This is a genomic window from Granulosicoccus sp. 3-233, from assembly GCF_052681095.1.
Map to the genome: position 1 here is coordinate 817022 of NZ_JBQYLE010000001.1, position 11105 is coordinate 828126.

Here is an 11105-nt window from a genome sequence, read left to right on the forward strand (position 1 = left end):
AGTAATCCATGGGCTACAAAGCCGAAGGCAAGTTGGAAAAGATTTTCGATACCGAGCAGAAGAGTGCCTCATTTCAGGCGCGCGAGTTCGTCATCGAGGTAGAAGATGGTCAGTATCCGCAAATGGTGAAATTCCAGCTGGTGCAGGATAAATGCGCCCTGGTCGACGACTATTCCGAAGGCGACCGTATCGAAGTGGAATTCGATCTGCGTGGTCGAGAGTGGAACGGCAAGTACTTCACCAATCTGCAGGCCTGGCGTATCAACCGTGCCGGCGAAGGTGGCGGGCAGGGCGGGAATGGAGGCAGTGCCAGCGAACAGAAAAAGCCCAGCACCAGAAGTGAAACTACTACTACTGCTGATGGTGGTGGGTTCGACGACGATATTCCGTTCTAGAACCCGAGAAAATCCTGATCCTCTCAGGCTGAGTCTCGAAGGTCTCGAAGGTCTCGAAGGTCTCGAAGGTCTCGAAGGTCTCGAAGGTCTCGAAGGTCTCGAAGGTCTCGAAGGTGCCGTGACCGCGTCTCGTGTGTTCGGGCTGCCTTCTTATCCGGTGGATTCGATCCCACGCAGGTTGCGGCGTCGCAGGGACGCCGCGACTTCCCGTTTGGTCGTCTCGATATGGGCGCGCAGGGCATCGACGGCAGCATTCACTGCTCCCTCCCGGCACGATTGCAGAATCTGCCTGTGTTCTTTCATCGGTCTCTCGAGGCCGGTTGCCTCGGTCACCCGCAATCGCACCAGGGGGCCGACCCGCTGTTCGAAGTCATTGATCAGTGACAGCAATTGCCGATTGCCACAAGGTTCCAGAATGCAACCATGGAACCGTCTGTTGAGTTCGCTCCACAGCGCCTTGTCAGGCGAAGCCTGATACTCATCCAGCACCTCCTGCGCCAGTTGAAAATCGGAATCCGCCATGTTGGGTATGGCCAGTTCCAGGGCCCGGCATTCCAGCGCAATACGGATATCGAGCATCTCCAGCAGATCGTCATCGCTGACCGAGCGCACGATCGCCCCACGTCGTGGCAGAAACTCCACCAGGTTCTCCATCTCCAGGCGACGCAGGGCTTCGCGTACCGGTACCTTGCTGACACCGTGCTGCCTGGCGATATCGTCCTGGCGCAACGCCTGCCCACCGTCGAGCTTGCCTGCCAGGATATCCCGGCGCAAGGCCTGATACACATTGAAGAACGCAGCTGAGGGGTCGTTGCTGGAGTGTCCGGGCATGGCAGAAAAAGCTCGTGAAAGTCTCATGATTATACACTTCTGTAATCTAGGATTCTTTATTGAAAAATCGTATACGATTGTGAGAAGATGCGATCAACCCTTGAGAAACGACACAAGGGGCTGATCCGGTTCAGGCGAACCGATATTCCCGTACAGAGCAGCGATGAAGAAGACGCATTTCAAGGTAGCCGTTGTCGGCTGTGGTTCCATTGGTCTGGCCAGTGCCTACTATCTGGCGCGTAACCATGGTATCCATGATATTGCCCTGATCGACAGTGGTCAGCCGATGGCCTTCACCTCGGCACAGTCCGGTGAGAACTATCGCAACTGGTGGCCGCACCCCTCCATGGTGGCGTTTACCAACCGTTCCATCGACCTGCTGGAAGATATCGCCCGGCAGACGGACAATCGCATCAACATGAACCGGCGCGGGTACGTGCTGGCAAGTCGCAATGACGATATCAGCGAGCTGATCGGGCAGTTGCATGAAGGTCTCGGCGACGATGCCTCGAGACTGCTGCGCTACCATGAAGATGCTCAGGCAAGCCAGTATGAGAGACCTCTGCATGCCGACTGGCAAGGCGTGCGAACCGGGGTGGACATCCTGCGCAACCAGGATCTGATCCGCTCGGTTTTCCCTTCCTATGCCGAGGATATCCAGAGCATCATTCATATCCGGAGAGGCGGTGATATCAGTGGTCAGCAATTGGGCATGGTGATGCTCGAATACCTGAAGTCGGTGGGTGCCCGGCGAGTCAGTGGCGAGGTGAAGGCAATCAGAGCCGACGCTCACTTCGCGCTGGAAGTGAACGATGAAGCGTCAGGAACCTTGCAGATCACGGCCGACAAACTGGTCAATGCAGCGGGCCCCTTCGCTGCGGAGATTGCCGACATGCTGGGTCAGTCGCTGCCTGTGTTCAACACGTTTCAGCAGAAGATTGCCTTTGAAGATCGAGCGCAGGCCATCCCGCGCGACATGCCGTTTTCCATCGATCTGGACGAGCAGCAGATCGACTGGCTACCCGATGAACGGGAATTGCTGCTGGAAGAGCCTGACTTTGCCTGGTTGGCGGAGACCATGCCCGGTGCCATTCACTGCCGGCCTGACGGTGGTGATAACGGCAGCTGGATCAAGCTGGGCTGGGCCTATAACGACAAATCTGACACGCCATCCCGGGATCTGCCACTGGACGAGAATTTTCCCGAAGTCGTGCTGCATGGTGCTGCCCGACTGAATCCTTCCTTGAAGGCCTACTACGGGCAATTGCCACGCAACATGCATCACTACGGCGGTTGGTACACCATGACCGATGAAAACTGGCCTCTGATCGGCCCGATGGCTACCGAAGGTGCGTTCATGAACTGCGCCATGTCAGGTTTCGGCACCATGTCCGCCTGTGCTGCCGGCGAGCTGTGCGCCGCCTGGGTTGCCGATGCGGAGCGACCGGCCTATGCGCGCGACTTTTCGCTGGCTCGGCGGGACGATGCCGCGTTGATGCAGCAGCTTCACGCCGGCAGCAAGGGGATTCTGTAGGCGATTTCCCGGGGCGGGGTCAGCGCCGGGCAGCTTCGCAGTTCTCAATAGAAATAGTCATCGATCAGATAGGATAATGCAAACCCGGTGACGGCCAGGCCTGCCACGGCGATGATGAAGCGATTTGCCGGAAGGCCTCTGGCGCGCTGACGCAACAGCAGACCCGCAGCAATCACGCAGTACAACAGGCCCGCTGCCAACAAGCCCATGGACGCACCGAAGGTAAAGGCATTGCGGGGAGTAACCGATTCTGCGCTGGTATCGCTGCCTGCCTCCGAGGCAGTGCTCGATGCTGTGCCCCCCGTCGTATCCATTGCAGTCGTGTCACCGCTTGCGGCATCCTGAACGACGGGTGTATGCGGGATGATGCCATCGGGATTGAGGTTCTCTGCCCAGCGCCCCAGAGAGAATGCGATGGCTGCCATGAGGGCAGCCAATATGAGCAGGGCAACAGTCTGACGGTGGGTCATTCGAATCGATTATCGCGTGAGCGGGTGGTGGCGGAGTGGTTGCTTGCATCGGGCCGGCATGCCTGTCATACGGCACCGTTTCCTGTCCCGTCTGCAGTCGCATTACTAGCGCTGACACTACCATAACAGTCCGTTTTCGGTACATCCGCGGCTCCGACAGGCGGTACGAGGATCCGTGTTACTGAGGAGGCCCGCCTGGACCGCCGGGGCCGCCGCCGGGAATGTCATCGTCGGAGATCGCCGTCTTGCCATGGTGGCAGCCGATGAACATGTTCTCTCCGGCGCTGGCAGCATGGTAGTGATAACCACGAATCTCGTCGGTGGCACCACGGCATTCATCCAGCACTTCGGTCTCTGCGCCGTCGATATCCAGCTGGCCGTGGATGCCATATCCGTCCAGGGCATAACCGAGCAAGGCTGCATGCCCGTCTGCTTCAAATCCGCCGCTGGAGGCTTCAGTACAGCCGGTAGCGGCATGATAGTGGTAGCCATCCACCGGGTTGACATGTCCACCGCAGTCATCGAATGCCGCAATGGTGTAATTGCTCAATATGTCGGAGACCGGTGCAGGAGCGGCCAGTTCGACGCCATTCAGACTGATTCCCACCGCCGTTCCCGTTTGACCGATGCTGTCGGCAGGCACGGGTGTCACGGGGATGAGAAAGGTCTGCGATACGCCACCGTCCACGTAACTCAGTGAGCATTCAACACAGTGATTCTGGTAGGCCGGATCGACGTCTGGGCGTGCCGCAGCCTCGCAGGCTTCCTGGGTGTCGGTGATGTTGACCAGACCGGTTTCGCTGTCGTAAAGCAACCAGTCGCTTCCCGGATACGCACTGCCGTACAGGTTGGGAAGATCGAGAATGAAGTTGCCGTCGGCTTCGTGAACGATGCCGGTGCCATCCTGCCAGATGCCTGCTTCCTCGGCTGTGCTGTTGATGCTGGGAGGACAGAATGGGCCGACAGCTGCGTCAGCGGGAACACCAGCGATCTCGATCTGGTAACAGCTGGAAGTCGTGCCGTCATTCAGGGTGCAGTCAACGACAACAGGCTCGGAAGCCAGGGCGCCGGCGACGAAATTCTCCGGGTCAAGACTGCTGATTGCAGTGTCGGTATCAGTATCAGTATCAGTATCGGTCTCTGGCGTCTGTTCCGCTGTGTTGCTGTCGTCATCGGACGAACAGGCAGCCGCCAGAAGGCTGGCGATACTCAGTGCCGTGACAGCGAGCAATCTACGGGGGCGGCAGACGGCCCCGGGTATCGGAGTGGGTGTCATGGGAGTGCGTTGCGTGTGGGTGGGCTACGCAGCATGACGATCAAATGTGCAAACAGATCGTAGACGCTCGCCTCAGGCGTTACTCGATTGCAGGCTGAGTGCCTGCTGGAGTATCCAGTCGCGGATTCCGAGTATGCCGGGTGATGCATCGCTTTCGATCATGCTCATGTAATAGCCTGAATCGGTACTGACACTGTCGGGAAACAGGGTCACCAGCTCTCCGTCGGTCAGCAAGTCGTCGATCAGTCCATGCCAGCCGAGTGCCACGCCCTGACTTCGGCGTGCAGCATTGATGATCATTTCGTAGCTGTTGAAGCTGGTCTCGGTAGGCAACTGAGGGCAGAAGATGTCGTGTGACTCGAACCATTGTCGCCAATCGATCCAGCATGAATTACCCGCGGGCGAGGCCAGGTGCAGTAGCAGGGAAGGGTTGTTCGAAAGGTCTTGGACTGATCGGATTTCCCGGTGGCTTGCCAGAAAGGCGGCGGAGCAGACAGCAGAGACCCTCTCTGCCAGCAGGCAGACAGATTCAGCAGCCACTTCGGCAGGTCGAGCCATGAAAATGCGGATATCCGCCTCCGGAGTTGCGCTATTGCGAGGATCCTGGGAGCTGATGATGCAGATGTCGGTTGTTCCGGACTCTTCGCGCAGCTGGGGAAGCCTGGGTAACAGCCAGAATGATCCAAAGGCATGATCGACCGAGATGACGATTCGCTCCGTGCCGGTATGCGTCAGGAACTGATCGAATCGAGTGGCAGCTTGCTCGAGTGGCTGACCCAGCAGACGTAACAGTTCCCTGCCGGCATGCGTCAGATCGACGCCAGAGGAGTGCCTTGTGAACAGTTGTCTGCCAAGGGTGGTTTCCAGGTTTCGGATGCGTTGGCTGAGGCTGGGTTGCGACAGTTGCATGGCCTGCGCTGCCAGGGACAGTTTGCCATGCTGGCAGACGAGCATGAAGGCGCACAGGTCGGCGGATGAGCGCGCCAGAGCGCCATAGGAATTTCCTTTGCCTGTCATCGTTTTGAAGCTACTACAAAAGTTCAGGTGATTCAATCAGGATGGAGGCATCGTCAGTGCGATTTCTCGGCGCTGGGCCCGAGCAGGGCTGACGAAGCATACTTCGATTTCACTAATGGGCAGGCACTGGGCATGAATATTCTCGTTCTGATGGTCGATCAACTGAATGGCACGCTGTTCCCGGATGGTCCGGCGGACTGGTTGCATGCCCCCAATCTGAAACGCCTGGCCGAGCGATCAGCGCGATTTGCCAACTGCTATACGGCGTCACCGTTGTGCGCGCCGGGGCGAGCCAGTTTCATGTCAGGCCAGTTGCCGTCCGTGACCGGCGTCTACGACAATGCAGCCGAGTTTCCGTCCGACCTGCCCACCTATGCGCATCATCTGCGATCCGCAGGCTATTACACCTGCCTGTCGGGAAAGATGCATTTTGTCGGTCCGGACCAGATGCACGGTCTGGAGGAGCGCCTGACGACGGATATCTACCCGGCGGATTTCGGTTGGACGCCGGATTATCGCAAGCCGGGTGAACGTATCGACTGGTGGTATCACAATCTGGGCTCGGTCACCGGGGCAGGGGTGGCAGAGATCTCCAATCAGATGGAATACGACGATGAGGTTGCCTATCATGCCTGCGCCAGGCTCTATGATCTGGCGCGTGGTCATGACGAGCGTCCCTGGTGTCTGACTGTCAGCTTCACTCATCCGCATGACCCCTATGTGGCGCGTCGCAAGTTCTGGGATCTGTATGCCGATTGTGAACACCTGCTGCCGGAGATCCCCGCGTTCCCGTATGAGCAGCATGACGCGCATTCCCGCCGAATATTCGATGCCAACGACTGGCGGAGTTTCGATATCAGCGAGAGCGATATCCGGCGCTCGCGTCAGGCCTATTTCGCCAATATCAGCTACCTGGACGAGAAGGTCGGGCAGATTCTCGAGGTGCTGGAGACCACCGGCCAGGAGGCCACCATCCTGTTTGTCTCCGACCATGGTGACATGCTTGGTGAAAGAGGCCTGTGGTTCAAGATGAGCATGTTCGAAGGGTCGGCCCGCGTGCCATTGATGATAGCGTCACCCGGCATTCCGGCAGGTCGCATCGATACCCCGGTATCCACGATTGATGTCTGCCCGACTCTGGCGGAGTTGGCCGGTGCCGACATGCAGTCCGTATCTCCCTGGACGGAAGGTCGCAGCCTTGTCGGGGTTGCGCAAGGAAACGTCGAGCGTGGGCCAGTGGCCATCGAGTATGCGGCGGAAGCATCCTATGCACCCGTGGTGGCTCTGCGAGACTCGAAATACAAGTATGTGCGCTGTTCACTGGATCCGGATCAGCTTTTCGACCTCGACTATGATCCGCATGAGCTGGTGAATCTGGCTCAGGACCCTGAGCATGCCGATGCAATGCAGCGATTGAGTAGTCTGGCCGACCGCCGCTGGGATCTCGCCCGTTTCGATGATGATGTGCGACGTTCCCAGGCACGTCGCTGGGTTGTCTACGAAGCATTGCGTAATGGCGCCTATTACCCATGGGACTATCAACCGCTGCAGAAGGCGTCTGATCGCTACATGCGCAATCACATGGACCTGAACGAGGTGGAAACCAGGCAGCGCTATCCCCGCGGGGATTGAAGGAACTCACAACAGCCCGGATGCTGAGTCCGGGCAGTGGTGTTGTTCGGACCGAGTGTGATGATCAATGTTCGTGTGTGACAGGAGGTGGGCAGGGTACCGGTTCTGTTTCTGACAGGCTTGCCTGCCGATCGTCTCGTATCAGGATGGGAGACGATCGGCAGGCAGCACGCGTGCGGGATCAATGCATGGTTCAGTGGTGAAACGCCCGGCTGATTGCGTAACTGTCTTCAAACCAATGCCAGAGAATCACCTGGCCATCCCGGACCTTCGCTCTCAGGGCGAACGAGAATTCGCCGGTTTCTGCGCCTGATTCAGTGATGATGGCATTCATCCTTCCGAAGACAGCGACCGTATCGGCAGATGCAAATGCATCCGTGTTTTCCCACTGGGTAGTCTGAAAATTCTTGCTGAAGATGCCCAGGAACTCGAAGATCTGCTCTTTGCCTTTCCAGGGGCCTATCCAGGGAACGCTCTTGTCCCCCTCGTTGTGCCACACCATGTCATCCGCCATGAGAGCCGACATCTTGTCCATGTCTCCGCCGCCCATGGCTTCCATGAACGCCATGACGGTATCAAGACTTTGTCGGCTGGTGTCATCCATATCCTGAGCACTGGCAAATCCGCTCAGAAGCAGCGCCAGCGAGCCACCGAGTGATGATGCCAGCAAGGTTCTTCTATTCATTGTATTGTCCCTTTATCGGAATCCGGCAAATACCGGGTGGTGTCAGATGTCGATACTTCCGAGCCAATCATGGTGGAAGTGTGAGTGTTTTCATCATCGTGATGAAGAGGTCGTGTTGTCTATGCCCCAAACTGCCTTGGCAGGCCGGGGGTTCAGTACACCGTCAGAATTGGCTGCGCAATCCCAGCAGGACTTCATGAGCTGTTGAGTCAACACGAAAGCCATCGGTAAAGTAATCCTGTCCGGTGCTGCCATCTCCGAATGATGCGTATTGATACTCGCCAAACAGAGTGATGCGATCATTCAGTGCGAAGCTGCCGCCCAGCCCGATGTTCCAGGCAAATTCGGTTGAATCCCGGTCTGCATAAGCGTCGTAGTAGCCGTCAGACGTACCGTCAAATGCGTCGAATTCGGCAACACCTGCGCCGCCGAGACGTGCCGAGTAACGGTTGCTGGATACACCGATGCCGCCTTTCACATATGGTGAGAATGCCCCGTTGGTCGGGATATCATAGAATCCATCAATGGTCAGGCTTGTGCTTTCAATGTCGCCATCGAGAATATACTCTGCGCCATTCCTGGCCCCGGTGCCGTAGCGCCGGCTGTTGAAGTCTGCCTGATGAAAGCTCAGGCGTCCCTCGATTCTGAAAGGGCCAGCCAGATCATGGCCGACACCCAGAACGCCCACGATGCCATCGCCAGAGTCGAACGCACCAGGGAAATCGGCATCGGCGGCCACATTGCTGCCGAAGGGCTCTGCGTCGCTGTTCTGGAAACTTGCGCCAATACCGACGGTGCCATTAAGGCCCTCTGCGTGTGCTGTGCCAGTCAGGCTCAGGGCCATGGTCATTGCTGCGAACAGAAGCTTGCGCTTGCTTGAATACATGGGTCTCGTCTCTGTCTACGTGATTTGCCGAATCGATCCGGTCCGGTATAACTTGCCGATGCGGATCGTGAGCGATGCATCAGATCTGCAATGGAACAGGCCAATACTTCGGCTGCTGCTTGAATGCCTCTCAGGATATACAGACCGAGACCTTTCGATTAGACCGTGACTGGCGAAAACAGAATCGCAGTAATTCGAAAGGTGAAATCAGTGCCCGTGTCAACCTCATGATGACTGGCCTGTTCGTGTATGAAATATGATTCGGAGGTGTTCCGAGTCACTGCTTGTTCAATGTGGCAAAGTAATCGTCCCAACCCAGATGAGTGCGCCCCGTGGCTTGTTCGAAATCGCTGCTGCGGTCGAGAGCGCCATCATGAATACCCTGGTAGATTCCGGCGATGACCGTACCCATGAATTCTCCCAGTTCGGCGATGCGATCGGCCTTGAACGCTTGGTGGGACATGGCGCGATATTGCAACTCGGTCCCAAAGGCCTTGTTCATGTGTTCCACCAGCTGTGACTGTGTGAGCAGATCACCATGCAGATTGTATGTCTGGAAACTGTGCCTTGTTTGTGTCAACAGCTGCGCATAGGCGAAGGCCAGCTCGGAGCGAGTGGTATACGCACACCTGCCTGCGCCTGCCGAATTGGCAATCCCGCCGGTCTTTCGATAGCTGTCGATATACTCCACATCAGGCTCGATATAGATGCCATTTCGACCGATGACCCAGTCCAGGCCGCTGGCGCGAATATCCGCTTCGGTCTGGCGATTGCTTTGCACGATCGGTGAAAATGCAGTTCCCTCTTCAGCGCCCTGAATGCTGGTGTAGACGATCCTCTTCACCGCCGCAGCCTTGGCCGCCTCGATGACATTGCGATGTTGCCCGATGCGCGCTTCCGGTGACGTATTGCCTGAGACCAGCAGCAGCGAATCCACCCCCTGCAGGGATGTTTGCAGTTGGTTGCGATCTGTATAGTCACCGGCACGAATCTCCATACCCAGGTCGCTGACCTTGCCAGGACTGCGGGCGAGTCCGATGATGCGCTCATCAAAATTCAGGGAAATGAGCGCGTGCGAGATGGAGGCTCCCAGTTGTCCGGAAACGGAGGTGACTGCAATGGTCATGGTGTGCTGTCCAGTTGCTGATGGGTGGTCTGGCAAACCGGGGAACATTTTTCGAATGGTGCGACTCGCCAGCCGTAACGGGTGCTGATCGTCTTCGTCAGGTTCTTGCGGTTTTTCCGCAAGCTCGAAGTTGTAAGACTCGCATGGAGGCTGAAATTGCGACCATTTACCCTGAATTCGATCATTGACCGTTACCTTGCGTTCGAACTGCACATCATATTGCGGTAATGCTTGTGCGACTTGGTCCTATGGGTTTGAATGACTCTCTCATCAAATCGAAAGCCGACATTCATGATCGACGATTTGCGCGCACTGGCGATATTCGCCAAGGTTGCCGAGGCAGGCAGTTTCAGTGCCGCGGGGCGATCACTCAGGTTATCCACCTCGGTGGTCAGTCACCATGTGAAGGCGCTGGAAACGCGCCATGGTGTGAGCCTGTTCCACCGCTCGACCCGATCCCTGTCCCTGACGAACGAAGGGCAGCGGCTGTTGCAGGCGGCCAGGCGAATGGTCGAAGCGGCGGAGGAGGGCTTCAACGCCATTGCCGAGATCAGTGACGACCCCACCGGGATGCTTCGCGTCAGCGCACCAGCGTTTCTGATGAACAGTCCACAGGTGGACGCACTCTGGTGTTTTGCCCGTCGTTACCCGGGTGTTGGTGTGACGCTCTGCAGCAGCGATGAGCAGATCAACCTGGTGGCGGAAGGGTTTGATCTGGCTATCAGATTGGGAAACATGGCCGACAGCACACTCAAGAGTCGCAAGATCGGTACGTTCGAACGAGTGCTGGTGGCAGCCCCTTCGTATCTGGAATCCATTGACCCCTTGTCGAGTCCGACAGACCTGGCGCGCTGTGATTTCGTTGTGCTGGACATGCTGCCGGAAAAGTTCGTATTGCAGCAAGGAGGCAAGGAGGTCACGGTGCAGCCTGAACGGTCGCGTGTGCTGTCCAATTCGATCAGCGGTGCGCGTTCAGCCGTTCTGGCCGGTCTGGGCATGCAGAAATTACCCTTGAGTGAAGTTGCCGAGGACCTGGCTGCCGGTCGGTTGGTCGCAGTGTTGCCGGAGTGGTCGCTGGCGACATTCAATATCCATGCAGTCTGGCCCGAATCGAGCCGACGTGGTGCATTGGTCGGTCTGTTGTTGAAAGACCTGGTTGATGTGCAGAACAGCTGACAGCTTTCGCAACGAGCAGCCCGGCGAGGCACCACTTAGTGCAGTTCGGCCATATACCGGATACATTTGCCACACGG

General features: G+C 57.4%; 11 protein-coding genes. 4 read left to right on the top strand and 7 right to left on the bottom strand.

Going from position 1 to position 11105, the window contains the following annotated elements; all coding sequences use genetic code 11:
* Positions 1 to 8 precede the first annotated feature (8 nt).
* On the top strand, positions 9 to 395 hold the full coding sequence (locus tag ACUNV4_RS03510) for a DUF3127 domain-containing protein (protein WP_430877109.1): 387 nt from the start codon (positions 9 to 11) through the stop codon (positions 393 to 395).
* A 150-nt stretch (positions 396 to 545) separates the two neighbouring features.
* On the opposite strand, the gene ACUNV4_RS03515 is transcribed toward ACUNV4_RS03510, so the two are convergent.
* The gene (locus ACUNV4_RS03515) at positions 546 to 1253 is read right to left on the bottom strand and encodes a GntR family transcriptional regulator (RefSeq protein ID WP_430877110.1); all 708 of its coding nucleotides are present in this window, start codon (positions 1251 to 1253) and stop codon (positions 546 to 548) included.
* A 136-nt stretch (positions 1254 to 1389) separates the two neighbouring features.
* Between ACUNV4_RS03515 and ACUNV4_RS03520 the strand changes: the two genes are divergently transcribed.
* Positions 1390 to 2760 (top strand): NAD(P)/FAD-dependent oxidoreductase, encoded by a 1371-nt coding sequence (locus ACUNV4_RS03520; RefSeq protein ID WP_430877111.1) that lies wholly within the window; start codon positions 1390 to 1392, stop codon positions 2758 to 2760.
* Positions 2761 to 2804: 44 nt separating this feature from the next.
* Here ACUNV4_RS03520 and ACUNV4_RS03525 read toward each other — a convergent pair whose 3' ends face one another.
* The 3 genes from ACUNV4_RS03525 to ACUNV4_RS03535 all read right to left on the bottom strand — a co-directional run bounded on the left by ACUNV4_RS03525 (position 2805) and on the right by ACUNV4_RS03535 (position 5523).
* A complete protein-coding gene (locus ACUNV4_RS03525) occupies positions 2805 to 3185 on the bottom strand; it encodes a hypothetical protein (protein ID WP_430877112.1) in 381 nt (126 codons plus the stop codon).
* A 223-nt stretch (positions 3186 to 3408) separates the two neighbouring features.
* A complete protein-coding gene (locus tag ACUNV4_RS03530) occupies positions 3409 to 4506 on the bottom strand; it encodes a YHYH protein (RefSeq protein WP_430877113.1) in 1098 nt (365 codons plus the stop codon).
* Between the two features lie 72 nt (positions 4507 to 4578).
* On the bottom strand, positions 4579 to 5523 hold the full coding sequence (locus tag ACUNV4_RS03535) for a LysR family transcriptional regulator (protein ID WP_430877114.1): 945 nt from the start codon (positions 5521 to 5523) through the stop codon (positions 4579 to 4581).
* 132 nt (positions 5524 to 5655) lie between these two features.
* Between ACUNV4_RS03535 and betC the strand changes: the two genes are divergently transcribed.
* A complete protein-coding gene (betC, locus tag ACUNV4_RS03540) occupies positions 5656 to 7155 on the top strand; it encodes a choline-sulfatase (protein ID WP_430877115.1) in 1500 nt (499 codons plus the stop codon).
* 193 nt (positions 7156 to 7348) lie between these two features.
* Here the strand turns inward: betC and ACUNV4_RS03545 are convergent, their stop codons facing one another.
* The 3 genes from ACUNV4_RS03545 to ACUNV4_RS03555 all read right to left on the bottom strand — a co-directional run bounded on the left by ACUNV4_RS03545 (position 7349) and on the right by ACUNV4_RS03555 (position 9852).
* Positions 7349 to 7840, bottom strand: coding sequence for a nuclear transport factor 2 family protein (locus tag ACUNV4_RS03545; RefSeq protein ID WP_430877116.1), 492 nt, complete (start codon positions 7838 to 7840; stop codon positions 7349 to 7351).
* A gap of 163 nt (positions 7841 to 8003) precedes the next feature.
* A complete protein-coding gene (locus ACUNV4_RS03550; protein ID WP_430877117.1) occupies positions 8004 to 8726 on the bottom strand; it encodes an outer membrane protein in 723 nt (240 codons plus the stop codon).
* A 277-nt stretch (positions 8727 to 9003) separates the two neighbouring features.
* Positions 9004 to 9852 (bottom strand): NAD(P)H-binding protein, encoded by an 849-nt coding sequence (locus ACUNV4_RS03555; protein WP_430877118.1) that lies wholly within the window; start codon positions 9850 to 9852, stop codon positions 9004 to 9006.
* A gap of 291 nt (positions 9853 to 10143) precedes the next feature.
* On the opposite strand from ACUNV4_RS03555, the gene ACUNV4_RS03560 reads away from it, so the two are divergent.
* The gene (locus ACUNV4_RS03560) at positions 10144 to 11028 is read left to right on the top strand and encodes a LysR family transcriptional regulator (RefSeq protein WP_430877119.1); all 885 of its coding nucleotides are present in this window, start codon (positions 10144 to 10146) and stop codon (positions 11026 to 11028) included.
* The last annotated feature ends 77 nt before the right edge of the window (positions 11029 to 11105 follow it).

Bases quoted from the DNA above. Each gene is read 5' to 3' on its own strand.
- ACUNV4_RS03510 (WP_430877109.1), top strand. From the start codon at position 9: ATGGGCTACAAAGCCGAAGGCAAGTTGGAAAAGATTTTCGATACCGAG.
- ACUNV4_RS03515 (WP_430877110.1), bottom strand. From the start codon at position 1,253: ATGAGACTTTCACGAGCTTTTTCTGCCATGCCCGGACACTCCAGCAAC.
- ACUNV4_RS03520 (WP_430877111.1), top strand. From the start codon at position 1,390: ATGAAGAAGACGCATTTCAAGGTAGCCGTTGTCGGCTGTGGTTCCATT.
- ACUNV4_RS03525 (WP_430877112.1), bottom strand. From the start codon at position 3,185: ATGGCAGCCATCGCATTCTCTCTGGGGCGCTGGGCAGAGAACCTCAAT.
- ACUNV4_RS03530 (WP_430877113.1), bottom strand. From the start codon at position 4,506: ATGACACCCACTCCGATACCCGGGGCCGTCTGCCGCCCCCGTAGATTG.
- ACUNV4_RS03535 (WP_430877114.1), bottom strand. From the start codon at position 5,523: ATGACAGGCAAAGGAAATTCCTATGGCGCTCTGGCGCGCTCATCCGCC.
- betC (WP_430877115.1), top strand. From the start codon at position 5,656: ATGAATATTCTCGTTCTGATGGTCGATCAACTGAATGGCACGCTGTTC.
- ACUNV4_RS03545 (WP_430877116.1), bottom strand. From the start codon at position 7,840: ATGAATAGAAGAACCTTGCTGGCATCATCACTCGGTGGCTCGCTGGCG.
- ACUNV4_RS03550 (WP_430877117.1), bottom strand. From the start codon at position 8,726: ATGTATTCAAGCAAGCGCAAGCTTCTGTTCGCAGCAATGACCATGGCC.
- ACUNV4_RS03555 (WP_430877118.1), bottom strand. From the start codon at position 9,852: ATGACCATTGCAGTCACCTCCGTTTCCGGACAACTGGGAGCCTCCATC.
- ACUNV4_RS03560 (WP_430877119.1), top strand. From the start codon at position 10,144: ATGATCGACGATTTGCGCGCACTGGCGATATTCGCCAAGGTTGCCGAG.